Consider the following 26,674-nt stretch of genomic DNA (forward strand, 5'->3'; position numbering starts at 1 on the left):
CTTTATTTTTTCTCTTCCTCGCGCGCTTTCCTGCGCCTCCAGATTTTGCTCTCCTGTCCGCGCCACAGGCGCTGAATATTGTCATGATGACGCAGCAGGATCAGGCATGAGAGCATCGACACCGGAAAGGTGAACTGCGGCTTAAACCACCACACGTAAAAAGGCGCGATCAGCGCGCTGACAATCGCGCCCAGCGACGAGTAGCCGCTCAGCAGCACCGTCAGCAGCCAGGTGCCGGTCATCAGTCCCGTTAAGTCCCAGCCAATCGGCGCGATGGCGCCCAGCGCCGTGGCGACGCCTTTGCCGCCGCGGAAGCGAAAGAACAGCGGATAGATATGGCCGAGACAGGCGGCGATGGCGGTAAGGCCAAGATAAAGCGGAGCAAGATGCAGCAGATAAGCCAGCCAGACCGGCACCATGCCTTTAAGAATGTCGAAAACCAAAACGCAGGCCGCAGCGGCTTTACCACCAATGCGCAACACGTTGGTCGCGCCAGGATTACCTGAGCCTTGAGTGCGCGGATCCGGCAGTCCGGCGATCTTGCATACCAGAATCGCGCTCGAAATCGAACCGCAAAGATACGCGAAAAAAATCATACCAGGCGCGATAGCACTCATCATATCGTACCATTTCCTTTAGGGTCGTTTTGTCTTCGTGAACCGTGGATAATACGCATTATACGCCGGAAGTGGTATCCGGCTTAGCCAAAAACAGAGACTGTCATCATGGATATCGTTTTTATCGAACAACTCACGGTGTACACCACCATTGGCGTTTACGACTGGGAGCAGGGCATCCAGCAGAAGCTGGTGCTCGATGTCGAAATGGCATGGGACAATCGTCAGGCGGCGCGCAGCGACGATGTCAACGACTGTCTGAGCTATGCCGATGTCTCTGACGCCATCCTGGCGCATCTCAGCGGCGCGCGCTTCGCGCTGGTGGAGCGCGTAGCGGAAGAAATCGCGGATCTGCTGATGGCGCGTTTCAATACGCCAGGCGTGCGCATCAAAGTCGCCAAACCAGGCGCGGTTGCCCAGGCCGCGCAGGTGGGCGTGCGCATTGAGCGCGGGACTATTCCTAAATAAATCGCTTGTGATTGCCATCACAATGAAACCAAACCAAATTACTGTTTGTCAGAGCGTCTACCGTTGCGTTGCTAAACACGCAGGGTGCCGAAAGCCTTAAGGTTTCCCTCAGGCAGACGATGGCAAAATTTCAGGCGGAAGCAATGGCGCGACCGCCTTTTTAATGGGTTTGAAACGGACATAAGGAAAATTTGATGGCAGATATTCATCAGCTTTGGGTAGCTGCAATCCTGGGCATCGTCGAGGGGTTAACCGAGTTTCTGCCGGTTTCCTCTACGGGGCACATGATTATTGTTGGCCACCTGCTGGGCTTTGAGGGGGATAAAGCGGAAACCTTCGAAGTTGTTATCCAGCTCGGTTCCATACTCGCCGTGGTGGTGATGTTCTGGCGTCGTCTCTTTGGGTTAATCGGCCTTCACTTCGGAGAGGTGAAGCACGAAGGCGTCGGCCGCGGCCACCTGACGCTGATCCATATTCTGTTGGGGATGATCCCGGCGGTGGTGATTGGACTGGTTTTACACGATCAGATCAAAACGCTGTTTAATCCGATCAACGTGATGTATGCGCTGGTGGTCGGCGGCGTGCTGCTGCTGGCGGCTGAGTTCCTGAAGCCGAAGCAGCCAAAAGCGGTGGGCATTGACGACATTACCTATCGCCAGGCCTTTATGATTGGCTGCTTTCAGTGTCTGGCGCTCTGGCCGGGCTTCTCTCGCTCCGGCGCCACCATTTCCGGCGGGATGCTGATGGGCGTCAGCCGTTACGCGGCGTCGGAGTTTTCCTTTATCCTGGCCGTGCCAATGATGATGGGCGCAACGGGTCTTGATCTGTATAAAAGCATCGGCTTCCTGACGATGAATGATCTGCCTATGTTCGCCGTCGGCTTCGTCACCGCATTTATTGTGGCGCTGATCGCTATCAAGGCATTCCTGGAGCTGATCAAACGTATCTCGTTTGTCTCATTCGCCATCTATCGCTTTATCGTGGCGGCCGCCGTCTACGCCATCTTTATGTAATCGCCGCGCGGCCAGCGATTAAGCTGGCCGCATCTCGGCAATCCCCTGCGCCACAGCGGCAATGCGACGCCGCGTCAGCTCTTCTCTTACCTGCGCCCCTTTAAATCCTGCCTCGACCACGGCTTTGGTCGACACCGACTGCGCCAGCGCAAACGCCTGACGCAGATAATCTCCCTGAGGATAGGCCATGCTCTCCAGCCCGGCGCGGCCGCGCGCATCGGCTTCGCTGGTCAGAGCGATCTGCTCAATGCGCTGCGGTTTACGCCAGGCGTCAACGCGATCAAACAGCGCGACCAGGGCATCGGCGGACTGACGTTCGATGGTATGCACCACGTCGTGAAACTCCGTGACCAGCAGCGCCAGATCGCGAATGGCGTTCGGCACGCGCAGGCGCTGGCACAGCGCCTCTACCAGCGGGACGCCCGCTGCGCCGTGGCCGTGATGGCTTGGCCACTTCTCCGGCGGCGTCAGCGCTTTGCCAACGTCATGGAATAGCGTGGCGAAACGCACATCGACTTCGTCGGACAGCGACGCCGCCAGCGTCAGCGTCATCAGCGTATGCACGCCGGTATCGATCTCAGGATGCCACTTTGCCGGGGCGGGAATGCCGAACAGCCGGTCGATTTCCGGGAACAGCACCTCAAGCGCGCCGCAGTCGCGCAGCACCTGGAAATAGACCTGCGGATTACGCGTGGTCAGCGCCTTCTCCGTCTCTTTCCACACGCGCTCGGCGGTGAGGTGACTCAGCTCGCCGCTGGCCGCCATCTGGCTCATCAGCGTCTGGGTCTCGTCGGCGATGCGGAAATTAAGATGCGCGAAACGCGCGGCGAAGCGCGCCACGCGCAGCACGCGCAGCGGGTCTTCATTAAAGGCGTCGGAAACGTGGCGCAGCAGGCGCGCCTGAAGATCGCGCAGCCCGTGAAAGGGATCGATCAGATCGCCATTCTCCGCCTGCGCAATGGCATTGATCGTCAGATCGCGGCGTTGCAGATCCTGCTCCAGCGTGACGTCGGGCGCAGAACAGGTGATAAAGCCCGTATAGCCATTGCCGCTTTTGCGTTCGGTGCGCGCCAGCGCGTGCTCTTCGCGGCTGTCTGGGTGCAAAAACACCGGAAAATCGCGGCCTACCTGCTGAAAACCCTGCGCCAGCATCGCCTCAGGCGTTGCGCCGACCACGACCCAGTCCCGGTCTTTGACCGGCAATTTTAGCTGCGCATCACGAACCGCGCCGCCTACCAAATACGTCTTCACTCAACAGCTCCAGAGAAAATAAAAAGGGCGCGCCGGACGGCCATCCGCCGCTCAACATCAGCGCGCTCGTTGCTCTATTGTTGCACACAATGGGCAAATTGCAGGCATGACGAAAAGGGCATCAATGGATGCCCTGCAACGGCTGAACGCAATCCCGGCGGTGGGACGGGGGAAACGCTTAGTTCATCCAGCGATCTTTTTTCTTGCGGCGCGGCACCATATGCGGCAGCAGCAGCCCCAGCAGCAGACCAACGCCCAGCACGCCGCCGCCATACATAAACCACTGCATAATAATGGTGCGCTGCTTATCATCCAGCTGAACATTGGCGGCGCTCACTTTTTTCTGCGCCACGATCAGCTCATTTTTCAGCTTCTGATTCTCATCTTTCAGTCCGTTGATAACGCTGTCGCTGCTGGCGACTTTGTTCTGCATCTCTGAAGTGCGCTGGTTCCAGCTGTTGTCGATATTACCCAGCTTCGCGGTGAGGTCCTTCACCTGCTGTTCCAGCTGCGGCACGCGCGTGCGCAGGCTGGGTTCGGCGCTGAGCTGCGACAGCGGGATCCACAGGGTGCGGCCCTGCGAATCGCGAATCTGCCCATAGTTGGTATCGTTGTTGGTCTGGAGCAGCTGCACTTCTTCACCCGCGTTGACTTTACCGAGCAGGCGATACTGGTCGCCCGGTCCGCTGCGAACCCAGGTGGATAATTCGTCGGAGATATAGCGTTTTTCGTCGGCATGGGCTGGCGCGAGTGTGCTGAGAGCCAGCAAGGCGAGGCCTGCGATTGCAATTTTTTTCATTCGATGTCGTTTTAGCTGAGGTCTGTAAATTTACCGGCACAGTCTGAAACCGCTTCGCATAAATCTGAATGAGAACTATCCTGGTCTCATTTCCCTGCGAAAAGGGTAGCGAAAGCGCAAAGAAAGCAGAGACAGTCCGCCTTCTGTGCATTACTCTTCGCCAGATAATCCTTGTAAGTGCCAGCAGCGTATTGAATAAAAAATTATGACCATCGAAATCGAATTAAAGTTCATTGCCACTCCGGATGTCGCCAGCAAACTGGCGCAGACGCTTGCCGCTTTTCCGCACCAGCATCACGCCGCGCGCGCGTTGAGCAACATCTATTTCGAGACGGATGACAACCAGCTGCGCCGCTGGGATATGGGGCTGCGCATTCGCGGCGTGGATGGCCAGCATGAAATGACGCTGAAAACTGCCGGAAACACGCTGGGCGGCCTGCATCAGCGCGCGGAATACAATGTCGACCTGCCTGCGGCGGAGCTGGATATTGCCCGGCTGCCGAAGGAGGTCTGGCCGCAGGGCACGGACATCGCCGCGCTGCAACAGCGTCTGCAACCGCTGTTCAGCACCCATTTTCAGCGTGAAACCTGGCTGGTGCAGGTGGGCGAGAGCGAAGTGGAAGTGGCGTTCGATCGCGGCGAGGTGGCGACAGAGACGCTAAGCGAAGCGCTGTTTGAAGTCGAGCTGGAGCTGAAGAGCGGCCAGCGCAGCGACATGATGGCCTTTGCTCAGCAGCTTATCGCGATGGGCGGCCTGCGCCTCGGCAGCCTGAGCAAAGCGGCGCGCGGCTATCAGCTGGCGCAGGGCAATCCGCCGCGTCCGCTGCGTCCGTTCCCGCTGCTGAAAGCCACGCCGAAAGCCACGGTAGAAGAGGGCATGGTCATCGCCATGTCCAGCGCGCTGAGCCACTGGCAGTATCATGAAGAGGTCTGGCTGCGCGGCAACGCCGAGGCGCAGCGCAGCGTGGTCGAAGCGCTGGAAGTGCTGCGTCAGGCCTTTTCTCTGTTCGGCGCGCTGGTGCCGCGTAAGGCCAGCAGCGAGCTGCGCCAGAAGCTTACCGCGCTGGAAGAGCAGCTGGCGGATCCGGTTGAGGACGTTGAGGCGCTGAGTTTTTCCGCACTCTCTGTTGAGACCCAGTTAGCGCTTACTCACTGGTTAGTCGAGTCGCAGTGGAAGCGCTGGATCGATGCGAAAAATCAGGCGAAGCTTGACGGCTCCTTTAAGCGCTTCAGCGACATTATGCTGAGCCGCATCGCGGCCGATCTCAAAGAGACCTTCAGCGATGTGCAGCAGGCCAACGAATACCACGATAAAGCGACGCGACTGTCACGCCAGCTGCTGGCGGTGCATCTGCTCGCCGGGGCCTATGCGCCGGAAGCGGTCAGCGTCTGGCTGGCGCCCTGGCAGCAGCTGCAACAGTCCATTGCGCAGAACCAGGATCGCTGGCTGAAATCGCTGGCGTCTCAGGCAATACGTCAGCCCACATTCTGGTTAAACAGCAGTACGCCGCGATAATCTGACCCATCAGGGAGAGAAGATGTTGTCTGAGTTACCCGCTGAATTACAGGCGCAGGCGGCCAGCGCGGCCGAGCGCCTCGGCGTCGCCGTCGACGCCCTCACTGACGCGCAGCGTGCCGCGCTGGCGTTCAGCGATTTCATCGCCGAGAACCTGCAACGTCACCCTGAATGGTGGCAGGAGATGCAGCAGCGCCCGCCGCAGCCGGATGAGTGGCAGCGCTACGCCGAATGGCTGGATGCGGATATTGCGGCGGTTGATAGCGAAGCCGCGCTGATGCGCGTGCTGCGGCTGTTTCGCCGTCGTATGCTGATGCGCGCCGCCTGGATGCAGTGTCTGCATGAATCCAGCACCGAACAGAGTTTGCAGCAGTTCAGCGTGCTGGCCGAGGCGCTGATTAGCCGCGCGCGCGACTGGGTCTATCAGGCGTGCTGCCGCGACTTCGGCACCCCCTGCAACGGCGCGGGCGAGCCGCAGCCGATGCTGATCCTCGGTATGGGCAAGCTGGGCGGCGGCGAACTTAACTTCTCTTCCGACATCGATCTGATCTTCGCCTGGCCGGAAAATGGCACGACGCGCGGCGGCCGACGCGAGCTGGACAACGCGCAGTTCTTTACCCGCATGGGGCAGCGGCTGATTAAAGTGCTGGATCAGCCGACGATGGACGGCTTTGTCTACCGCGTCGATATGCGGCTGCGTCCGTTTGGCGACAGCGGTCCCCTGGTGCTGAGCTTTGCGGCGCTGGAGGACTACTACCAGGAGCAGGGCCGCGACTGGGAACGCTATGCGATGGTGAAAGCGCGTCTGATGGGGGACGACCAGGATCGCTGGAGCCAGGAGCTTCAGCAGATGCTGCGTCCGTTTATCTATCGCCGCTATATCGATTTCAGCGTCATCCAGTCGCTGCGCAATATGAAGAGCATGATCACGCGCGAGGTGCGGCGGCGCGGGCTGACCAACAACATCAAGCTGGGCGCCGGCGGCATTCGCGAAACCGAATTTATCGTGCAGGTTTTTCAGCTGATACGCGGTGGACGTGAGCGCTCGCTACAGTTGCGTTCTTTGCTGCCCACGCTGTCCGCCATTGGCGAGCTGGCGCTGCTCACGCCAGAGCAGGTCGCGACGCTGCGCGAGGCTTACCTTTTCCTGCGTCGGCTGGAGAATCTGCTGCAAAGTATCGCCGACGAACAGACCCAGACGCTGCCAGCCGACCCGCTTAACCGCGCGCGGCTCGCCTGGGCGATGCAGTGCGCAGGCTGGTCCGACTTATCGGCGCGGCTTGAGGCGCATATGGCGGCGGTTCGCGCCATTTTCGACGAACTGATTGGCGAAGACATTCCTGAAATCAGCGATCAGCCGGAGCTGCTGGAATTTAGCAGCATGTGGCAGGATGCGCTGGACGATGCCGAACTGGCTCCGCTGGTGCCGCAGCTAGGCGAGGAGCAGCGCCAGTCGCTGCACCGCTCGCTGGAGGATTTCCGCCAGGACATTAGCCGTCGCACCATCGGCCCGCGCGGGCGACAGGCGATCGACCAGCTGATGCCGCGCCTGTTGAGCGAGGTATGCCCGCGCGACGACGCGGCGGTGACGTTCAGCCGACTGGTTCCTCTGCTGCTGGGCGTGCTGACGCGCAGTACCTATCTGGAACTGTTGACCGAATACCACGGCGCGCTGCGGCACTTGATCCGCCTGTGCGCCGCGTCGCCGATGATCGCCAGCCAGCTGGCGCGCTATCCGCTGCTGCTGGATGAACTGCTCGATCCCGCTACGCTTTACCAGCCGACCGCCACTGACGCCTATCGCGATGAACTGCGCCAGTACCTGATGCGCATTCCGGTTGACGATGAAGAACAACAGCTTGAGGCGGTGCGTCAGTTTAAACAGGCGCAGCTGCTGCGTATTGCCGCGGCAGACATCGCGGGAACGCTGCCGGTCATGAAAGTAAGCGACCACTTAACCTGGCTGGCGGAAGCCATAATTGAATCGGTGGTGCAGCAGGCGTGGCTGATGATGGTGCAGCGCTACGGGCGGCCGACGCACCTGAAAAATGAGCATGAGCGCGGTTTCGCGGTGCTGGGCTACGGCAAGCTGGGCGGCTGGGAGCTGGGCTATAGCTCCGATCTCGACCTGGTTTTCCTGCACGACTGCCCGGCGGACGCGGTAACCGACGGCGAGCGCAGCATCGATGGTCGTCAGTTCTATCTGCGGCTGGCGCAGCGCATTATGCACCTGTTCAGCACGCGCACCGCCTCAGGCATCCTGTATGAGGTCGACGCGCGGCTGCGGCCGTCGGGCGCGGCGGGCATGCTGGTCAGCACCTTTGACGCCTTCGACGACTATCAGCGCCACGAAGCCTGGACCTGGGAGCATCAGGCGCTGGTGCGCGCCCGTGTGGTGTTTGGCGATGACGCGCTGGCCGCGCGCTTTAACGCGATTCGCGGCGCCATCCTCTGCCTGCCGCGCGCGCCAGAGACGCTGCAAAAAGAGGTGCGCGATATGCGCGAGAAGATGCGCGCGCATCTCAGCAATAAACATAAAGGGCGCTGGGAGATAAAAACCGATGAAGGCGGCATCACCGACATTGAATTTATCGCGCAATATCTCGTCCTGCGCTATGCCGCTGAGCAGCCTGAGCTGACGCGCTGGTCTGACAATGTGCGTATTTTCGAGCTGGCGGCGCGCTACGACAAAATGCAGGAGGCGGAAGCGCAGGCGCTCACGCACGCCTATGTCACGCTGCGCGACGCGCTGCACCATCTGGCGTTACAGGAGCTTCCCGGCCACGTCGAACCGGAAGCCTTCGCCGCTGAGCGGCAAACCGTGGTGGCGAGCTGGCAGCGCTGGCTGGCGTCGCCGGTATCACCTTAAGCGTCTGTTGATAGCGCGGATCGCATCTGTGCTATCATCCGCGCACTATTTTTACTAGCAGTCTGGAGTGTCTGGAATGAAAGTTACTTTGCCCGCGTTCGACCGTGCTTCGGTACTGGTCGTCGGCGACGTGATGTTAGATCGCTACTGGTATGGCCCGACCAGCCGTATCTCTCCTGAAGCGCCGGTGCCGGTGGTGAAAGTGGATGCCATTGAAGAGCGTCCAGGCGGCGCAGCAAACGTAGCGATGAACATTGCCGCGCTGGGGGCCGCTTCGCGACTTATCGGCCTGACCGGTGAGGATGATGCGGCGCGCGTGCTGAGCGAAACGCTAAAAAACGTTAACGTTCACTGTGACTTCGTGGCGGTCAAAACGCATCCCACCATTACCAAACTGCGCGTGCTGTCGCGCAATCAGCAGCTGCTGCGTCTTGATTTCGAAGAGGGATTCGAACAGGTCGATCCAGAGCCGATTCATCAGCGTCTGCGCCAGTCGCTGGCCGCGGCCGGAGCGCTGGTGCTGTCTGATTACGCTAAAGGCGCGCTCTCCAGCGTGCAGTCGATGATCCGCCTGGCGCGCGAAGCGAATGTGCCGGTGCTTATCGATCCCAAAGGCACTGACTTTGAGCGCTATCGCGGCGCGACGCTGCTGACGCCCAATCTGTCAGAGTTCGAAGCCGTAGTGGGCAAATGCAAAAACGAAGATGAGATTGTCAGTCGCGGTATGCAGCTGGTGGCGGATTATGAACTCTCCGCGCTGCTGGTAACGCGTTCTGAAAACGGCATGACGCTGCTTCAGCCCGGTAAAGCGCCACTGCATCTGCCCACCCAGGCGCAGGAAGTGTTCGACGTGACCGGCGCGGGCGACACCGTAATCGGCGTGCTGGCGGCAACTCTGGCGGCGGGCGACTCGCTCGAAGAGGCCTGCTTTATGGCGAACGCGGCGGCAGGCGTGGTGGTTGGCAAGCTGGGCACCTCTACGGTAAGCACCGTTGAGCTGGAAAACGCCATTCACGCGCGACCGGAAGAGGGCTTCGGCATTATGAACGAAGCGCAGCTTAAGGTGGCGGTAGAGCAGGCGCGCAAGCGCGGCGAAAAGGTAGTGATGACCAACGGCGTTTTTGACATTCTGCACGCCGGCCACGTCTCTTACCTTGCCAACGCGCGTAAGCTGGGCGATCGCCTGATCGTGGCGGTTAACAGCGACGCGTCGACGAAACGCCTGAAAGGAGACAGTCGTCCGGTCAATCCGCTGGTTAACCGCATGATTGTGCTGGGCGCGCTGGAGGCGGTGGACTGGGTCGTCGCCTTTGAAGAGGATACGCCGCAGCGGCTGATTGCCGGAGTTCTTCCCGATCTGCTGGTGAAAGGCGGCGACTATAAGCCAGAAGATATTGCGGGCAGTAAAGAGGTATGGGCAAACGGCGGCGACGTGCGGGTGCTTAACTTCGAAGACGGGATCTCTACCACCAATATCATCAAAACCATTCGCGGCGAGTAAGCGTGCGGGCGGGCGCATCGCGCGCCCGCCATAAAAATCTTACTGCGGCGTGTCGATTTTAACCGCCGGATCGGGCGTCACTACCGCCGGGGCGGGTGCGGACGGCTGCTGGCTTTCCAGCTGCGCCAGGCGCTGCTCCAGCGCGGCCAGTTTTTCACGCGTGCGCAGCAAAACCTGCGTCTGCACATCGAACTCTTCACGATTAACCAAATCCATACGCGTCAGCTGCGCCTGAAGAACCTGGCGAATTTTCTTTTCGACATCGTCGCCAAACTCACGAATCCCTTTCGGCATGGCTTCGTGCACCTGACGTGCAAGTTGTTCAATTTTTTTCGTGTCGATCATGATGATTTCCTGGTTTCATGTTGCTGGTGACAGCAGGGTTGGGTCCTGATAGTGAGTAAGTGTAATGCCTGAAACGAAAAGGTTAAACCCGAAATCGCCATGGCAGGAAATGCAAAAGCATTTGCGGTTTTGTTGATTGCCCGCCTGGTTGATTGGCGCTATAGTAATTTTGCTTATTCTCAGGGCGGGGCGAAATTCCCCACCGGCGGTAAATCAGCCTGTGCTGAAAGCCCGCGAGCGCTTTCCGGTAACGGAAAGGTCAGCAGATCCGGTGTAATTCCGGGGCCGACGGTTAAAGTCCGGATGGGAGAGGGTAACGACATCAGCCGGACTCTGTCCGCTTCACGTTATTGCCATGTCTGACGACATCACTCCTAAGCTCGCCCTGATTCTGGTAACTCATATATTTTATAAGGTTTTATTACCATGAATCAGACGCTTCTTTCTGAATTTGGCACGCCGGAACAGCGTGTAGAACGTGCAGTGGCTGCGCTCCGTGAGGGACGCGGCGTGATGGTGCTTGACGATGAAAACCGTGAAAACGAAGGCGATATGATCTTCGCGGCGGAAACCATGACCGTAGAGCAAATGGCGCTGACCATTCGCCACGGCAGCGGCATCGTATGCCTGTGCCTGACCGACGAACGCCGTCAGCAGCTTGAACTGCCGATGATGGTGGAAAACAACACCAGCTCCTACGGCACCGGTTTTACCGTGACCATTGAAGCCGCTAAAGGCGTGACGACAGGCGTATCCGCCCAGGACCGCATCACCACGATTCGCGCGGCTATCGCCGACGACGCGAAGCCGAGCGACCTTAATCGTCCTGGCCACGTCTTCCCGCTGCGCGCGCGCGACGGCGGCGTACTGACGCGCGGCGGCCATACCGAAGCGACCATCGATCTGGTGACCCTGGCGGGCTTTAAACCCGCAGGCGTGCTGTGCGAACTCACTAACGACGACGGCAGCATGGCGCACGCGCCGGAAGCGATTGTGTTCGCTAAAGCGCACAATATGCCGGTAGTGACGATTGAAGATTTAGTGGCGTATCGCCGCGAACGCGAAACGCGTCAGGCCAGCTAAGCTGCGCCGCTGACCAACAAAAACGGGCCGCTTAGCGGCCCGTTCTGTTTTGCGGATGCAGGTTAGCCTGTCCCGCTTATCTGAAGCAGCGCGAGGCTCGCGCCCATCACCGTCATTCCGCACAGGACGCCATAGCTGGGATTATTATGCGGGTCGATTTCTCGCGCCAGCGGCATCAGCTCATCGACCGACAGGGCGACCATAATGCCCGCGACCGCAGCCATCACCGCGGCAATCACCACTGGCGACATCATCGGGCCAAGCAGCGCGAACGCCAGCAGGCCGCCGAGGATCTCCGCCACGCCAGAGACGCAGGCCCAGAACAGCGCCTTACGCTTTGAACCGGTAGCGGCGTACATCGGACCGGCCACCGCCAGCCCTTCCGGAATATTGTGGATGGCGACCGCCAGCGCGATGCCCATTCCCAGTTCCATATCGCTGCTTGCCGTAACAAAGGTCGCGACGCCTTCAGGAAAGTTATGCAGGCTGATGCCCAGCGTCAGCAGAATCGCCGTGCGGCGCAGCTTCGCAGGCTGATGCTGCGCCGTCATTAAATCCTGCGGATGCTGGTGCGGCAGCAGGCGGTCCAGCGCGAAGTAGCCCAGCAGGCCCAGCATAAACATACCGTAGCCGAGCAGCGGAGACATGCCTGCGGTATGCAGCGCGGTCGGCAGCATCTCCATCAGCGAAATCAGCAGCATAATTCCGGCGGCAAAGCCTAGCGCGAATGCCAGCATTCGATTAGACGGCTTCTGACCCAGTACGCCGAAAATCGCCCCGATAAAGGTAGCGGCGCCCGCCAGCACGGTAAGCAGCAGAGGAACCGACATTGCAGTCTCCTTAATGATTATCATTCGCATAAAGTTAGCGATAACCCTACGAAACGTCGAGCTATTTTTAGTAAAGAAGTGTCGGACAAAAGTTATTCAAATCTACTGATAGTCTTCATCACGCTTATGCGCGTTCAGCGCAGGGATAAAAGGCGTATCGTTGCTCTGTAAGCCACAGATTGAGGATAAATAATGCAACCACGTATGCCCGCGCTGTTTTTAGGTCACGGCAGCCCAATGAACGTGCTGCAAGAAAACCGCTATACCCGCGCCTGGCGCGCGGCGGGAGAAACGCTGCCGCGTCCGCGCGCCATTATTGCAGTATCGGCGCACTGGTACACGCAGGGTGTCGCCGTCACGGCGATGGAAGATCCCCGCACCATTCATGATTTTGGCGGCTTCCCGCAGGCGCTGTTCGACACGCGCTATCCCGCGCCGGGTTCGCCTGAGCTGGCGCAGCAGATCGCCGACGCCCTCGCGCCGGTAGCGGTTCGTTTTGATCATCAGTGGGGATTCGATCATGGCTCCTGGGGCGTGCTAATCAAAATGTACCCTGACGCCGACATTCCTGTGGTGCAGCTCAGCGTCGATGCCACCCAGCCGCCCGCCTGGCACTTTGAGCAGGGCAGAAAACTGGCCGCGCTGCGCGACAGCGGCGTGATGATCGTGGCCAGCGGCAACGTAGTGCACAATCTGCGTAAGGTCAGCTGGGATGAAACCTCGGCTGCCTGGCCGTGGGCGCTGAACTTTAATCAGTACGTGCGGGAGAATCTGGCTTATCAGGGGGAGATCGCCACGCATCCGCTGGTGAATTTTATGCAGCATCCGGACGCGAAACTCTCTAACCCGACCGAAGAACATTTTCTGCCGCTGCTCTATGTACTGGGCGCGCGTCAGGCTGACGAGCCTGTCAGCGTCCCCATAGACGGCATTGAGATGGGAGCTATCAGCATGTTGTCGGTGCAGGTGGGCTAAGGCAGAAGCGGGCCAGCGCGGCCCGCTTTAGTTACTCGATAAAGGCGTGCGGATAGAAGCGCGAAAGATCCTGAGTGATGAGATCGCGATCCTCGCGCAGGCCGATACCCGCAGGCTGATCGTCAATCAGCCAGCTGCCGATCAGCGTATAGCTGTCGCCAAACTTCGGTAGCGGATGGAACTGCTGCACGATCATGCCCTCTTCGCCGTAGGGGCCATCAACGCGCGCGATTTCCTGCCCGTTTTCCACGATGCGGATGTTAGCGCCTTCGCGTGAAAACAGCGGCTTAACCACATATTTATCCATATGCGGCACATTGTCTTCGGCAAAATAGGCGGGCAACAGGTTTGGATGGTCAGGGAACATCTGCCACAGCATCGGCAGCAGCGCTTTATTCGAGACGATGCTCTTCCATGCCGGCTCCAGCCAGCGCACGCCCGCATCCGCCAGCTTGGTGGAGAAGATCTCGCGCAGCATAAATTCCCACGGATAGAGCTTGAACAGGTTGCTGATCACCTGATCGTGCACGTCGGTGAACTGGCCCTTATCGCCAAGGCCAATTTCATCAATATAAAGAAATTCGCTCGGCAGGCCCGCTTCGGTCGCGCAGTCCTGAAGGTACTGCACCGTGCCGCGATCCTCTTCGGTATCACGGCAGCAGGCAAAGTGCAGCCACTGGAAGCCATGCTGCTGATGCAGCGCGGCGAAGCGCTCGATCAGCTTCTCTTGCAGGCTGTTGAACTGATCGCTGCCCTGCGGCAGCTGACCGGCGTTAAGCTGATCTTCCAGCCAGATCCACTGAAAGAAAGCCGCCTCGTACAATGAGGTGGGCGTATCCGCATTATTCTCCAGCAGCTTTGCGTCGCCTTTGCCGTCCCACGCCAGATCGAGGCGCGAGTAGAGCGAGGGCTGGCGCTGCTTCCAGGAGTCGCGAACAAAATCCCAGGTGTGCTTTGGAATGCGAAACTTCGTCAATAGCGCTTCGCTGGCGACAACTTTCTCTACCACCTGCAAACACATCTGGTGCAGCTCGGCGGTGACCGCCTCCAGCTTATCGATCTGCGCCAGGCTGAACTGATAGTAGGCGTCTTCGCACCAGTACGGCTCGCCGTGCATGGTATGAAAACGAAAGCCGTATTCCGTGGCTTTTTCACGCCAGTTGGGGCGCTCATTAATGGCAATGCGTTGCACGGCGTTAGCCTCCCAGCGAGCGGCTGGAGGTGCCGGTCGCGCTGCTGCGCGCCATGCTGTTCTGCTTCGCGACCGTTTCGCCGAAGCCGCCGCGCGTAATGGTCGAGGTCGTTGCCGGTTTCGGCGCCAGCGCGGTTTTCGGCACGTTCATGGTGCGGCCAGAGGTGGCGCTGCCGTAGTTTTTACCCGAGGCGTCGACAAACTGACCGTTTGCCGGGCTGTTCGGCGTGCGCGGCGAGAAGAGCGGCTGCTGCGCAAAGCCTGCGCCGCCGCCCATCATGCGGCCCATCATATAGCCCGCCATCAGGGGCATCCAGAAGCTGCCGCTCTGCTGCGCCTCGGCGTTTTGCGTAGTGCCCGCGCCTGCCTGGGCCGGCGTCTGCTGGCACTGATTTTCGCCGAATTCCGCGACGCAGTCTTCGCGCGTGGCGTATTTCGGCGCGGTGCGTTCCGCTTCTTTCAGCGCGTTGTTGTAAGCCGTGGTGCACTGCGCGCTCTGGCCTGGATTGGCCTTGCTACAGTCATCCGCATTCTGATACATCGAAACCGTTTCATCGCTCTGTTCGCAGCCCGCCAGGGTAAATACCGCAGCGATAGCCAGTGCGACCGGCGTTAAATGGCGTGCCTGCCAGCTTTTACGAAAAGCGGCATGGCGAATATTTTTTGTCCGTTTCATATGATTCATCCTGTGCCCAAAGGTGATGCTCAGGATAGGGGATTGCTGGTGGAAAATGAAGCTGAGGGCCTGATGAGGAAAGGATCTTTACGTTGTTATACGTTTAACAGAGAGACGGGCCGCAAAGCGGCCCGTTAACGATTAATTGCGGAACGGATTGCCGCTGCCGCGCTGGGCGGCGGGGCGCGCGGCCACCGGCGCAGTCTGCGCTGCCGCCGGCTGTGCTGCCGGACCGTTATCCACGCTGGCCGTCTGCTGCGGATTTTCCGGCGCGACGGTTTCTGGCGAGGTCGAGATCTCTTTGCCGAGCTGGCTGTTCAGCTGTTGCAGATCCTGCTCGTTCAGCGTACCCAGCGCGTATTTGATATTCAGCTGGTTAATCAGGTAGCTGTAACGCGCATCGGACAGCTGCTGTCTGGCGTTATACAGCGTGGTGGTCGCATCCAGCACGTCAACGATGGTGCGCGTACCCACCTGATAGCCGGCTTCCATCGCGTCGAGTGAACTCTGCGCTGAAACCACCGCCTGTTTATAGGCGTCGATGCTGCTGACGGAAGCGTTCACGTTGTTGTAAGAGGAACGCACGGTCTGAACGGCCGAACGGTGCGCGCTCTCCAGCTGCTCGCTGGCGCTGACGTAGTTAAACTGCGCCTGCTTCACCTGTGAGGTTACTGAACCGCCGCTGTAGAGCGGCAGCGTGAAGCTCAGGCCGACCTGATTGGTCCCGCTGATAGAGTCGGTGTAGCCTGCGCTCTGGTTGGCGCGGCTGCCGCCGTACTTGCTGTTTGACAGGCCGGTGGACGCCGTGAGATCCAGCGTCGGCATATGGCCGCTTTCCGCATAGCGGATCTGCTCGCGCGCCAGATCCTGATTCAAACGGGCGGATAACAGGTTCAGGTTACGGCTTTCCGCCTGCTTCAGCAGGGCGCTGATAGGATCGGGACGGGCGGTCTTAAAGCGATCGATATTCAGCGACGCCAGGGACAGGTAGTCATTGCCGGTAATCTGGCGCAGCGTCTCGACCGTATTATCCAGGTTATTACGGGCGGTGACTTCGTTCGCCAGCACGCTGTCATACTGGGCGCGGGCGTTCTGCACGTCGGTAATGGCGACCAGGCCGACATTGAAGCGCTGCGTGGTCTGGTCCAGCTCGCGGTAGATCGACTGTTTTTGCGCTTCGGTGTAAGAAAGGGTATCAATCGCCTTTAATACATTAAAATAAGCGGTAGCGGTGTTCAGGATCAGATCCTGCTGGGCGACCTGATAGGTGACATCCTGAATGCCGGCGCTCTTTTCCTGCAACGTCAGATTGCGCCATTTCGACATATCGAAAATAGTCTGGGTTAATTGCAGCGAGCCGCTGGTCGTGTTGGAATGAAGGCCGCTGCTGTCGCGAAAGCCGTTGCTATAGGTGTAATCCGCGCCTAAACCTAACTGAGGCAACAAAGGACTGCGCGCTTCATTAATCTTTTCAAAGGCGGCATCGCGGGTAGCAGCGGAGCTACGTAAATCCGGGTTGCTCAGACGCGCTTGTTGATAGACCTGTAGCAGATCCTCTGCCTGGCTGACGAGGCTGAAACCGCCCAGACTCAGCCCGATAAGAAATGGGAGCAGTTTTTTCATTTGCATTCCTTTTGTTGCAGCAAATTACAGGGGTAGCGCTGCCAGATAAGCCAAAAAATAATCGCAGATTCTAGCAGAGTGCGACTGTGTGATAAGTTGGCTGAACGTGCCTTCTCCCCCTAATTTACGTAAATAATTCAGAAAGAACCACTCGGATGGAGCCTCAGGGTTGGCTTTTGCCGCTCCGTCCCAATCTGGCTGAGGAACCGGACAATGAGCAGCGAAAAAAAATCCCCAGTGACTTTTACAAAAAACGATGTAGAAATTATTGCACGCGAAACCGCCTGGAAAGGTTTTTTTTCCATTGTTCGCTATCGGTTTCGTCACCGCCGCTTCAATGGCGAAATGAGCGGCGAGGTGGTGCGCGAAGTCTTTGAGCGCGGGCATGCCGCCGTGCTGCTACCCTATGATCCCTTACGCGATGAAGTGGTGCTGATCGAGCAGATCCGCATTCCTGCCTTTGACGTCAGCGCAACGCCCTGGCTGCTGGAGATGGTGGCGGGCATTATCGAACCCAACGAAAGCGCCGAAGACGTGGTGCGACGGGAAGCCGTAGAAGAAGCAGGCTTAACCGTCGGACGGGTTAAACCCGTGTTAAACTATCTCGCCAGCCCTGGCGGCACCAGTGAGCGCTTGTCGATCCTGGTGGGAGAAGTGGATGCCAGCCTGGCACAAGGATGCCATGGCCTGGAGGAAGAGAATGAGGATATTCTTGTGCATGTGGTCAGCCGCGAACAGGCTTACCGCTGGGTGGAAGAGGGGATTATCGACAACGCGGCGTCCGTCATCGCCCTGCAATGGCTGGCGTTGCACCATGAAAAACTACGAGACGAGTGGAAGCTAAAATGAAACAGCGCTATACCCCTGATTTCCCCGAAATGATGCGGCTTTGCGAAACCAATTTCGCCCAGTTGCGTCGTCTGCTGCCGCGCAGCGATGAGGCAGGCGCGTCGGTGGTCTATCAGGTTAACGGCGCTCGCTATCAGTTGACCATTGAAGAGTCTACGCGCTATACCACGCTGGTGGAGATCCGCCAGGTCGCGCCCGCCGTCAGCTACTGGAGCCTGCCCTCGATGTCGGTACGGCTCTATCATGACGCTATGGTCGCTGAAGTGTGTTCAACGCAGCAGATCTATCGCTTTAAAGCGCGCTATGATTACCCCAATAAAAAATTGCATCAGCGCGACGAGAAACATCAGATTAACCAGTTTCTTGCTGACTGGCTGCGCTACTGCCTGGCGCAGGGTGCGATGGCGATGCCGGTCTGCTGATCGCACAGATAATGCATTATTCGGCGTGGAGACGAAGGAAACGCTTTGGATAGCCTGCTAACACTTCCTGCGGCGAATGGGGCCGGGATCAGGATTTTGCAAATCACGGACACCCACCTTTTCGCTGGAAAAAACGAATCGCTGCTGGGCGTGAATACCTGGGCGAGCTATAACGCGGTGCTGAAAGCCATTGTGGCGCAGCAGCGCGAGTTTGATCTCATTATCGCCACCGGCGATCTTGCTCAGGATCACTCTGTTGAAGCCTATCAGCATTTCGCTGAGGGCATCGCGCGTCTGCCGCAACCCTGCGTCTGGCTACCGGGCAATCATGATTTCCAGCCGGCAATGGTGGATACCCTGGCCGAGGCGGCCATCGCCGCGCAAAAGCATGTGCTGCTTGGCGAACACTGGCAGCTGGTCATGCTCGACAGCCAGGTATTCGGCGTTCCGCACGGCATGCTGAGCGACTATCAGCTGGAGTGGCTGGAGAAGACGCTGGCGATCTATCCGCAGCGCCACACGCTGGTGGTGCTGCATCACCATCCGCTGGCCAGCGGCTGCACCTGGCTCGATCAGCACAGCCTGCGCAACGCCCATCAGCTGGACGCGGTGCTGCAACACTATCCTCTGGCGCGCACGCTGGTATGCGGCCATATTCATCAGGAGCTGGATCTCGCCTGGCACGATCGGCGGGTGCTGGCGACGCCTTCTACCTGCGTGCAGTTTAAACCGCTCTGCACCAGCTTCACTATTGATACCGTCGCGCCCGGCTGGCGCTGGTTCACCCTCTATCCGGACGGCACGCTCGACACCGAAGTCAACCGGCTGCAAACCGACGCGTTTCGGCCAGACCTGGATTCGGACGGTTACTGACGCATGGCGGCGCTGCTCTATCTGCACGGCTTTAACAGCTCGCCGCTGTCAGCCAAGGCGACGCAGCTACAGCAGTGGATGGCGGCAACGCATCCGCATATTGAGGTTATCGTTCCGCAGCTGCCCGCTTTCCCCGCTGACGCGGCGGCGCTGCTGGAAGAAAAAGTCATGGCGCTGAGCGGTCAGCCGCTCGGCCTGGTCGGCTCCTCGCTGGGCGGCTATTTAGCCACCTGGCTCTCTCAATGTTTTATGCTGCCCGCCGTGGTGGTCAATCCGGCGGTGCGTCCGTTTGAGCTGCTGGCGGATTACCTTGGGGTGAACCAGAATCCCTACACGGGCCAGCAATATGTGTTAGAGTCTCGCCACATTTACGATCTGAAAGTCATGCAGATCGATCCGCTGGAAGCGCCCGATTTAATCTGGCTGCTGCAACAAACCGGCGACGAAGTGCTCGATTACCGCCAGGCGCTGGACTACTACAGCGCCTGCCGCCAGACGGTGGAACAGGGCGGCAATCATGCATTTACTGGATTCGAACGCCATTTCCCGCAGATTCTGGACTTTCTGGGTCTGAATCACGACTAACCTGCGGAAATTGCACCTAATTTCACGCTTCTGATTAGAAATTTATCATGAGTCAATCAAGCTATAACGCGGATGCTATTGAGGTTCTGACTGGCCTTGAGCCGGTGCGCCGCCGTCCCGGTATGTACACCGATACGACGCGCCCTAATCATCTGGGTCAGGAAGTCATTGATAACAGCGTCGATGAGGCGCTGGCAGGCCATGCGAAACGAGTTGAAGTCATTCTTCATGCCGATCAGTCGCTGGAAGTCATCGACGACGGCCGCGGGATGCCGGTGGATATTCATCCGGAAGAGGGCGTGCCGGCCGTTGAGCTTATTCTCTGCCGCCTGCATGCGGGCGGTAAGTTCTCCAGCAAAAACTACCAGTTCTCAGGCGGCCTGCATGGCGTCGGCATCTCGGTGGTCAACGCCCTGTCGAAGCGCGTTGAAGTCACGGTACGCCGCAACGGCGAAGTGTACGACATCGCCTTTGAGAACGGCGAAAAGGTGCAGGAGCTGACTAAAACCGGCACGGTCGCGAAGCGCAACACCGGCACGCGGGTTCACTTCTGGCCTGATGAAAGCTTCTTCGACAGCCCGCGCTTTTCCGTCTCGCGCCTGACCCATCTGCTGAAGGCCAAGGCCGTGCTCTGTCCCGGCGTTGAAATTGTTTTCAAAGACAAGGTCAATAATACCGAGCAGCGCTGGTGCTATGAAGATGGCCTGACCGACTACCTGTGCGAAGCGGTGAACGGCCTGCCGACGCTGCCGGAAAAACCCTTTGTCGGCAGCTTTTCCGGCGATACGGAAGCGGTGGACTGGGCGCTGCTGTGGCTGCCGGAAGGCGGCGAGCTGCTGACCGAAAGCTACGTCAACCTGATCCCCACCATGCAGGGCGGCACCCATGTTAATGGTCTGCGCCAGGGGCTGCTCGATGCGATGCGGGAGTTTTGCGAATACCGCAATATTCTGCCGCGCGGCGTGAAGCTGTCGGCGGAAGACATCTGGGATCGCTGCGCCTACGTGCTCTCTGTCAAAATGCAGGATCCGCAGTTTGCCGGCCAGACCAAAGAGCGCCTGTCGTCGCGCCAGTGCGCGGCCTTTGTGTCGGCGGTGGTGAAAGACGCCTTTAGCCTGTGGCTGAACCAGAATGTTCAGGCCGCGGAGCAGCTGGCGGAGCTGGCGATCGCCAGCGCGCAGCGCCGTATGCGCGCGGCGAAGAAAGTGGTGCGTAAAAAGCTCACCAGCGGACCGGCGCTGCCTGGCAAGCTGGCGGACTGCACCGCGCAGGATTTGAATAAAACCGAGCTGTTCCTGGTAGAGGGGGATTCCGCAGGGGGATCCGCTAAGCAGGCGCGCGATCGCGAATATCAGGCGATCATGCCGTTGAAAGGCAAGATCCTCAACACCTGGGAGGTCTCCTCTGACGAAGTGCTGGCCTCGCAGGAGGTGCACGACATCTCCGTGGCGATCGGCATCGATCCCGACAGCGAGGATCTCAGCCAGCTGCGCTACGGCAAGATCTGCATTCTTGCCGATGCGGACTCGGACGGTCTGCATATCGCCACGCTGCTCTGCGCGCTGTTTGTGAAGCACTTCCGTTCGCTGGTGAAAGGCGGCCACGTTTATGTGGCGATGCCGCCGCTCTACCGTATCGATCTTGGCAAAGAGGTCTATTACGCGCTTGATGAAGATGAAAAAGAGGGCGTGCTGGAGCAGCTGAAGCGCAAGAAGGGCAAGCCGAACGTACAGCGTTTTAAAGGGCTGGGCGAGATGAACCCGCTACAGCTGCGCGAAACCACGCTCGATCCTAATACGCGCCGCCTGGTGCAGCTGACGGTGGAAGAGAGCGACGTCGAGCAGACGCTGCGCGTGATGGATATGCTGCTGGCCAAGAAGCGCTCGGAAGATCGCCGCAACTGGTTGCAGGAAAAAGGCGATATGGCCGATATCGAAGTGTAATCATCGCGCTGCGGCTGATAGCTCAGCCGCGCAATGGAGTGGATGATGAAAGTCACGCTGGAAGAGCTGCGCGTGCTGGTGGCGGTGGCGGACTGCGGATCTATTACCGCGGCGGCGGAACTGCTGGATCAAACCAGTTCTGGCGTGAGCCGCGCCCTGAGCCGGCTCGAAACCAAACTCAACAGTACTCTGTTGCACCGCACCACGCGCCGCCTGGCCCTGACCGAAGAGGGCCAGCTTTTCCTTGCCCATGCGCGTCAAATTCTGGTCTCGGTGGAGCAGGCCGAAGAGCAGATCGCCCGACGGCGCGAAACCCCTTCCGGCCGCCTGCGCATCAACGCCGCCGCGCCCTTTATGCAGCACGTTATCGTGCCGCTGATTGGCGCGTTCCGGCAGCGCTACCCGCTGATTCAGCTGGAGCTGAATACCGACGACATCGTTATCGATCTGCTGGAGCAGCAGACCGATATCGCCATTCGCATCGGCGAACTGCGCGATTCCACTATGCGCGCCAGAATGCTCGGCAGCAGCCGGGTGCGGCTGCTGGCCAGTCCGGAGTACCTGCAAAAGCATGGCGAACCACAGAGCGTCGAGGCGCTGGCGCAGCACCAGCTGATTGGCTTTAGCCAGCTGGAGATGCATAACGTCTGGCCGGTCTGGCAGCGAGAGGGCGAAATGCTGCGTATTCAGCCGACGATCGCCGCCTCCAGCGGTGAAATCATTCGTCAGCTTGCGCTGGCCGGGCAGGGCATTGCGCGTATCTCTGACTTTGTCAGCCATCAGGATCTTGCCGCCGGCAGGCTAAAAGAGGTGCTGGTGCCGCAGACGCTGGACGTGCGGCTGCCGGTGCACGCGGTTTATTACCGCAACGCGGAGCTGGCGGCGCGCATTACCTGTTTTCTCGATTTTCTTCACGCCGAAATCGCGTCGCAGGCGCTGTTCTGACATAAAAAAAGCCGCGTGCCTGGCGGCGCGCGGCCTGTGACAGCCTGTGGTGTTAAGCGGTCGGCTCCAGCACCAGAATCTTCACGTCCACCACATCATCTTTGATCTGCGCGCGGTGCGCCTCCATATGCGGCATCTGCTGATGCTGTTCCAGATGACGCAGCGATTCCCACTGCTCCAGCATAAAAATGGAGTCGGGCGAATTATGCTTCCACGGCACCTGCGCCTGATGATCCACCAGCGCGTCGTACTGATGGCAGCCCTCTTCGGCCAGCACCGTGGGAATAAGCGAGGAGATCGCGTTCAGTACTGCGCTGCGACGTCCGGGTTTGATACAAATTTCCGCCACTACCGTTAGCATGACTCTCTCCTCATTTGCTGGTTCGCGTTAAGTTAAGCAAAGATCTCGTTGAGATGAGTCCGATAACGCGCGATGTCGCGCGGCACGTCCGGCTGCTTAATAACGTCGTTGCAGATAAAGGTGGGCAGCGCCTCCATTCCCAGGAACTGGTTGGCCTTATGGAAGTGCAGGTAGAGACCATCCACGCCGACGCCTTCAAAGAACTGGTCGGGATCGGTAAAGGCTTCCAGCGGGGCGTTCCACGTCAGCGAAAGCATATATTTTTTGCCCTGAAGCAGGCCGCCTGAACCATATTTTTTGCTCGCGTCGGCGCGCGAGCGGCCATCGCTGGCGTAGAGCTTGCCGTGCCCTTCGGTAAAAATTTCGTCGATATAGCGCTTAACGGTCCACGGCTCGCCCATCCACCAGCCGGGCATCTGGTAAATCACCACATCGCTGTCGAGAAATTTCTGCACCTCTTCCGCAACGTTATAGTCGCTGTCAGCCAGGGTAACGTTAACCTCATGGCCTAAATCGCGCAGCTGGCTGGCCGCCACCTCAGTCAGCGTATGGTTCAGTTCACCCTTAGAGTGGGCAAAGGTTTTGCCGCCGTCGATAATCAGGATAGTGCTCATTCGGTAATCTCTGTTGTTTTGCATTTGAGCCGCTACTTTACGCCCGAAGCGGCAGCAGAAAAATGCGATTCTGATCACAAGACTCTTGCGCGGAAAGCAATAATCCAGCGGCTTATGACACACTCCGTCCACACTCATCACGCACCACAGAAGAACAACAATGTATAAATACCTTTTCTCCGCGCTGCTGCTGACTGGCGGCGTCGCGCACGCGGACTCGCGTCTCGACCGGGTTCTCGCCAGCAAAACCCTTACGATCTGCACCACCGGCGACTACAAGCCCTACACCTATTTACGTCCTGACGGACAGTACGAAGGGCTGGACATCAGCCTGGCGCAGTCGCTGGCCGCCAGCCTTGACGCCAGCATCCGCTGGGTGCCGACTACCTGGAAAACCCTGTCGCGGGATTTTATGGCAAAGCAGTGCGATATAGCGCTGGGCGGCGTGTCGGTCACGCTGAAGCGCCAGCAGATCGCCTGGTTCGCGCAGCCGCTCGGCGTCGATGGCAAAATTCCGCTGGTGCGCTGCGCCGATAAAGCGAAATACGGCACCATTGAGCAGCTCAATCAGCCTGGCGTGCGTCTGATCGAACCGGCGGGCGGCACCAACGAAGCCTTTGTGCACAGCCATCTGCCGCAGGCCTCGCTGACGCTGTTTCACGATAACGTGACGATTTTCCAGCAGCTGGTGGATAACAAAGCCGACGTCATGATTACCGACGCCTCGGAAGCCCGCTATCAGCAGCAGCATTACCCGCAGCTGTGCGCGCTTAATCCGCAGGCCCCGCTACAGTATGGCGAAAAGGCCTGGATGATCCCGCGCGATGATATGAGCTGGAAAGCCTATGTCGATCAGTGGCTGCATCTCGCCACCGCCACCGCCACCGGCGATTATGCGCGCCTTGCCGCTCAGTGGATGGGCGAAGCGCGCTAAGGCAGGGCGCTGCGCTTCCCCTGTGACTAATTCCGGCGATTAAGGTACTATCCTCGCCAAATAACCGCCGGGTGTTCCGCCATTACGGACCACGAAGTGAGGATAAAAGCTTAATGAGTGAATTGACGCAGGATGGTGCAGAGCGTCTTGCCCTGCACAAATTTACCGAAAACGCGTACCTGAACTACTCCATGTACGTCATTATGGACCGCGCCTTACCCTATATCGGCGACGGTCTGAAGCCGGTACAGCGGCGTATTGTTTACGCCATGTCAGAGCTGGGCCTGAGCGCCAGCGCCAAATTCAAGAAGTCCGCGCGTACCGTGGGCGACGTGCTGGGTAAATATCACCCGCACGGCGACAGCGCCTGCTATGAAGCCATGGTGCTGATGGCGCAGCCCTTCTCCTACCGCTATCCGCTGGTGGACGGTCAGGGCAACTGGGGCGCGCCGGACGATCCGAAATCCTTCGCAGCGATGCGTTACACCGAGTCTCGTCTGTCGAAGTATGCGGAAGTGCTGCTTGGCGAGCTGGGCCAGGGAACGGTGGATTTTGTACCGAACTTCGACGGCACCATGCAGGAACCGAAAATGCTGCCTGCGCGGCTGCCGAATATTCTGCTGAACGGCACCACCGGTATTGCGGTCGGCATGGCCACCGATATTCCGCCGCACAACCTGCGCGAGGTGGCGCAGGCGGCCATCGCCCTGATTGATAAGCCCAATACCTCTCTTGAGGATCTGCTGGAGATCGTACAGGGACCGGATTACCCCACCGAGGCGGAGATCATCACGCCGCGCGACGAAATCCGCAAAATGTACCAGACCGGCCGCGGCTCTGTTCGCCAGCGCGCGGTGTGGAAAAAAGAGGACGGCGAGGTGGTGATCACCGCGCTGCCGCATCAGGTCTCTGGCGCGCGCGTGCTGGAGCAGATCGCGGCGCAGATGCGCAATAAAAAGCTGCCGATGGTAGAGGATCTGCGCGACGAATCGGATCATGAAAACCCGACGCGTCTGGTGATCGTGCCGCGCTCAAACCGTGTCGATCTCGATCAGGTCATGCATCACCTGTTCGCGACCACCGATCTGGAGAAGAGCTACCGCGTTAATCTCAATATGATCGGTCTGGACAACCGTCCGGCGGTGAAAAACCTGCTGGAAATCCTGTCGGAATGGCTGGTGTTCCGCCGCGATACCGTCAGACGCCGTCTGAACCATCGTCTTGAGCGCGTGCTGCGTCGTCTGCATATCCTCGAAGGTTTGCTGGTCGCCTTCCTCAATATCGACGAGGTGATCCATATCATCCGCAGCGAGGATGAGCCTAAGCCGGTGCTGATGTCGCGCTTTGGCATCAGCGAAACCCAGGCGGAAGCGATCCTTGAGCTGAAGCTGCGCCACCTGGCGAAGCTGGAAGAGATGAAGATCCGCGGCGAGCAGAGCGAGCTGGAAAAAGAGCGCGATCAAATCCAGGCGATCCTTGCGTCAGAGCGCAAAATGAACACTCTGCTGAAGAAAGAGCTTCAGGCAGACGCCGCGGCCTACGGCGACGATCGCCGTTCGCCGCTGCACGAGCGTGAAGAAGCTAAAGCGCTGAGCGAGAACGAGCTGGTGCCGTCTGAGCCGGTGACCATTGTGCTGTCGCAGATGGGCTGGGTGCGCAGCGCCAAAGGTCATGACATCGATCCTTCCGGCCTGAGCTACAAAGCCGGCGACAGCTATCTGGCTTCGGCGCGCGGCAAGAGCAATCAGCCAGTGGCCTTTATTGACTCGACCGGACGCAGCTATACGCTCGATCCGACCTCGCTGCCGTCGGCGCGCGGGCAGGGCGAGCCGCTGACCGGCAAGCTGACGCCGCCGCCGGGCGCAGTGGTGGAACAGGTGCTGATGGAGGCGGAAGAGCAGAAACTGCTGATGGCGTCAGACGCGGGCTACGGCTTTATCTGCACCTTCGCCGATCTGGTGTCGCGCAACCGCGCCGGTAAAGCGCTGCTGACCCTGCCGGAAAACGCGCGCGTGATGACGCCGATGGCGGTGCATCATGAAGAGGATATGCTGCTGGCGATTACCCAGGCGGGGCGTATGCTGATGTTCCCGGTGGGCGAGCTGCCGCAAATGTCGAAAGGCAAAGGCAACAAAATCATCTCTATTCCTTCGGCGGACGCGGCGGCGGGCAACGACAAACTGGCGTGGCTGCTTATCCTGCCGCCAGGCAGCGCGGTAACGCTCTATGTCGGCAAGCGCAAGCTGGTGCTGCGTAGCGAAGAGCTGCAAAAATTCCGCGCCGACCGCGGACGTCGCGGTACGCTCCTGCCGCGCGGCCTACAGCGTATCGACAAAGTCGAGCTGGATGCCCCAGCGCGTGCCGTTAGCGAAGACGGCGAAGCCTGAGCA

25 protein-coding genes and 1 riboswitch are annotated in these 26,674 nt (G+C 59.1%); of the genes, 15 read left to right on the forward strand and 10 right to left on the reverse strand.

The features are described 5' to 3' along the window. Positions 1 to 2: 2 nt before the first annotated feature. Positions 3 to 617, reverse strand: coding sequence for a glycerol-3-phosphate 1-O-acyltransferase PlsY (gene plsY, locus BBB56_RS13685; protein WP_123801598.1), 615 nt, complete (start codon positions 615 to 617; stop codon positions 3 to 5). Positions 618 to 725: 108 nt separating this feature from the next. On the opposite strand from plsY, the gene folB reads away from it, so the two are divergent. Beyond that, the gene (folB, locus tag BBB56_RS13690) at positions 726 to 1,085 is read left to right on the forward strand and encodes a bifunctional dihydroneopterin aldolase/7,8-dihydroneopterin epimerase (RefSeq protein WP_123801498.1); all 360 of its coding nucleotides are present in this window, start codon (positions 726 to 728) and stop codon (positions 1,083 to 1,085) included. A 194-nt stretch (positions 1,086 to 1,279) separates the two neighbouring features. Then, a complete protein-coding gene (bacA, locus tag BBB56_RS13695; protein ID WP_123801499.1) occupies positions 1,280 to 2,098 on the forward strand; it encodes an undecaprenyl-diphosphate phosphatase in 819 nt (272 codons plus the stop codon). Between the two features lie 18 nt (positions 2,099 to 2,116). On the opposite strand, the gene BBB56_RS13700 is transcribed toward bacA, so the two are convergent. Continuing rightward, positions 2,117 to 3,349 (reverse strand): multifunctional CCA addition/repair protein, encoded by a 1,233-nt coding sequence (locus tag BBB56_RS13700; protein WP_123801500.1) that lies wholly within the window; start codon positions 3,347 to 3,349, stop codon positions 2,117 to 2,119. A 178-nt stretch (positions 3,350 to 3,527) separates the two neighbouring features. Continuing rightward, entirely contained in the window at positions 3,528 to 4,148 is a 621-nt protein-coding gene (locus BBB56_RS13705; RefSeq protein WP_123801501.1) for a TIGR04211 family SH3 domain-containing protein, read from the reverse strand. Positions 4,149 to 4,353: 205 nt separating this feature from the next. Here BBB56_RS13705 and BBB56_RS13710 point away from each other — a divergent pair, with 205 nt between their 5' ends. From BBB56_RS13710 to hldE, 3 genes are all read left to right on the forward strand, one after another. After that, positions 4,354 to 5,664, forward strand: coding sequence for a CYTH domain-containing protein (locus tag BBB56_RS13710; protein WP_123801502.1), 1,311 nt, complete (start codon positions 4,354 to 4,356; stop codon positions 5,662 to 5,664). A gap of 22 nt (positions 5,665 to 5,686) precedes the next feature. Continuing rightward, complete coding sequence (gene glnE / locus BBB56_RS13715; RefSeq protein WP_123801503.1) at positions 5,687 to 8,533, forward strand: bifunctional [glutamate--ammonia ligase]-adenylyl-L-tyrosine phosphorylase/[glutamate--ammonia-ligase] adenylyltransferase; 2,847 nt, start codon at positions 5,687 to 5,689, stop codon at positions 8,531 to 8,533. Between the two features lie 76 nt (positions 8,534 to 8,609). Beyond that, the gene (hldE, locus tag BBB56_RS13720; RefSeq protein WP_123801504.1) at positions 8,610 to 10,034 is read left to right on the forward strand and encodes a bifunctional D-glycero-beta-D-manno-heptose-7-phosphate kinase/D-glycero-beta-D-manno-heptose 1-phosphate adenylyltransferase HldE; all 1,425 of its coding nucleotides are present in this window, start codon (positions 8,610 to 8,612) and stop codon (positions 10,032 to 10,034) included. A 39-nt stretch (positions 10,035 to 10,073) separates the two neighbouring features. On the opposite strand, the gene ubiK is transcribed toward hldE, so the two are convergent. Continuing rightward, the gene (ubiK, locus tag BBB56_RS13725; RefSeq protein WP_123801505.1) at positions 10,074 to 10,379 is read right to left on the reverse strand and encodes a ubiquinone biosynthesis accessory factor UbiK; all 306 of its coding nucleotides are present in this window, start codon (positions 10,377 to 10,379) and stop codon (positions 10,074 to 10,076) included. Between the two features lie 171 nt (positions 10,380 to 10,550). After that, a riboswitch (FMN riboswitch) is annotated at positions 10,551 to 10,698 on the forward strand. Positions 10,699 to 10,805: 107 nt separating this feature from the next. Here ubiK and ribB point away from each other — a divergent pair. Then, on the forward strand, positions 10,806 to 11,462 hold the full coding sequence (gene ribB / locus BBB56_RS13730) for a 3,4-dihydroxy-2-butanone-4-phosphate synthase (RefSeq protein WP_123801506.1): 657 nt from the start codon (positions 10,806 to 10,808) through the stop codon (positions 11,460 to 11,462). A gap of 62 nt (positions 11,463 to 11,524) precedes the next feature. Here the strand turns inward: ribB and zupT are convergent, their stop codons facing one another. Then, entirely contained in the window at positions 11,525 to 12,292 is a 768-nt protein-coding gene (gene zupT, locus BBB56_RS13735; RefSeq protein WP_123801507.1) for a zinc transporter ZupT, read from the reverse strand. A 189-nt stretch (positions 12,293 to 12,481) separates the two neighbouring features. Between zupT and ygiD the strand changes: the two genes are divergently transcribed. Continuing rightward, positions 12,482 to 13,267 (forward strand): 4,5-DOPA-extradiol-dioxygenase, encoded by a 786-nt coding sequence (gene ygiD / locus BBB56_RS13740; protein WP_123801508.1) that lies wholly within the window; start codon positions 12,482 to 12,484, stop codon positions 13,265 to 13,267. A 31-nt stretch (positions 13,268 to 13,298) separates the two neighbouring features. Here ygiD and BBB56_RS13745 read toward each other — a convergent pair whose 3' ends face one another. The 3 genes from BBB56_RS13745 to tolC form a co-directional block, all read right to left on the reverse strand. Continuing rightward, entirely contained in the window at positions 13,299 to 14,459 is a 1,161-nt protein-coding gene (locus BBB56_RS13745; protein ID WP_123801509.1) for a glutathionylspermidine synthase family protein, read from the reverse strand. A 4-nt stretch (positions 14,460 to 14,463) separates the two neighbouring features. Further along, entirely contained in the window at positions 14,464 to 15,135 is a 672-nt protein-coding gene (locus BBB56_RS13750) for a DUF1190 family protein (protein ID WP_123801510.1), read from the reverse strand. 141 nt (positions 15,136 to 15,276) lie between these two features. Further along, a complete protein-coding gene (gene tolC, locus BBB56_RS13755; RefSeq protein ID WP_123801511.1) occupies positions 15,277 to 16,758 on the reverse strand; it encodes an outer membrane channel protein TolC in 1,482 nt (493 codons plus the stop codon). Positions 16,759 to 16,971: 213 nt separating this feature from the next. Between tolC and nudF the strand changes: the two genes are divergently transcribed. The 6 genes from nudF to BBB56_RS13790 are packed head-to-tail and all read left to right on the forward strand — an operon-like array spanning position 16,972 to position 22,375. Continuing rightward, the gene (gene nudF / locus BBB56_RS13765; protein ID WP_123801512.1) at positions 16,972 to 17,607 is read left to right on the forward strand and encodes an ADP-ribose diphosphatase; all 636 of its coding nucleotides are present in this window, start codon (positions 16,972 to 16,974) and stop codon (positions 17,605 to 17,607) included. Next, positions 17,604 to 18,029 (forward strand): DUF1249 family protein, encoded by a 426-nt coding sequence (locus tag BBB56_RS13770; protein WP_123801513.1) that lies wholly within the window; start codon positions 17,604 to 17,606, stop codon positions 18,027 to 18,029. The genes nudF and BBB56_RS13770 overlap by 4 nt, the downstream gene beginning before the upstream one ends. Before the next feature lie 45 nt (positions 18,030 to 18,074). Further along, positions 18,075 to 18,902, forward strand: coding sequence for a 3',5'-cyclic-AMP phosphodiesterase (gene cpdA, locus BBB56_RS13775; protein WP_123801514.1), 828 nt, complete (start codon positions 18,075 to 18,077; stop codon positions 18,900 to 18,902). A gap of 3 nt (positions 18,903 to 18,905) precedes the next feature. Next, positions 18,906 to 19,487 carry an esterase YqiA gene (gene yqiA, locus BBB56_RS13780; RefSeq protein ID WP_123801515.1) on the forward strand — a complete coding sequence of 194 codons (582 nt, stop codon included), beginning with the start codon at positions 18,906 to 18,908 and terminating at the stop codon, positions 19,485 to 19,487. Between the two features lie 47 nt (positions 19,488 to 19,534). After that, the gene (parE, locus tag BBB56_RS13785) at positions 19,535 to 21,430 is read left to right on the forward strand and encodes a DNA topoisomerase IV subunit B (RefSeq protein WP_123801516.1); all 1,896 of its coding nucleotides are present in this window, start codon (positions 19,535 to 19,537) and stop codon (positions 21,428 to 21,430) included. A gap of 45 nt (positions 21,431 to 21,475) precedes the next feature. Continuing rightward, positions 21,476 to 22,375, forward strand: a complete 900-nt coding sequence (locus BBB56_RS13790) for a LysR substrate-binding domain-containing protein (RefSeq protein WP_123801599.1) — start codon at positions 21,476 to 21,478, stop codon at positions 22,373 to 22,375. A 52-nt stretch (positions 22,376 to 22,427) separates the two neighbouring features. Here BBB56_RS13790 and BBB56_RS13795 read toward each other — a convergent pair whose 3' ends face one another. Both BBB56_RS13795 and BBB56_RS13800 read right to left on the reverse strand, forming a co-directional pair. After that, positions 22,428 to 22,736, reverse strand: coding sequence for a putative quinol monooxygenase (locus BBB56_RS13795; protein WP_123801517.1), 309 nt, complete (start codon positions 22,734 to 22,736; stop codon positions 22,428 to 22,430). 32 nt (positions 22,737 to 22,768) lie between these two features. Next, positions 22,769 to 23,350, reverse strand: coding sequence for an NAD(P)H-dependent oxidoreductase (locus tag BBB56_RS13800; RefSeq protein ID WP_123801518.1), 582 nt, complete (start codon positions 23,348 to 23,350; stop codon positions 22,769 to 22,771). Between the two features lie 160 nt (positions 23,351 to 23,510). Here BBB56_RS13800 and BBB56_RS13805 point away from each other — a divergent pair, with 160 nt between their 5' ends. Beyond that, on the forward strand, positions 23,511 to 24,284 hold the full coding sequence (locus BBB56_RS13805) for a transporter substrate-binding domain-containing protein (RefSeq protein WP_123801519.1): 774 nt from the start codon (positions 23,511 to 23,513) through the stop codon (positions 24,282 to 24,284). A gap of 113 nt (positions 24,285 to 24,397) precedes the next feature. Next, positions 24,398 to 26,671, forward strand: a complete 2,274-nt coding sequence (parC, locus tag BBB56_RS13810) for a DNA topoisomerase IV subunit A (RefSeq protein WP_123801520.1) — start codon at positions 24,398 to 24,400, stop codon at positions 26,669 to 26,671. Positions 26,672 to 26,674 lie beyond the last annotated feature (3 nt).

Source organism: Candidatus Pantoea deserta (genome assembly GCF_003813865.1).
GTDB lineage: Bacteria > Pseudomonadota > Gammaproteobacteria > Enterobacterales > Enterobacteriaceae > Pantoea > Pantoea deserta.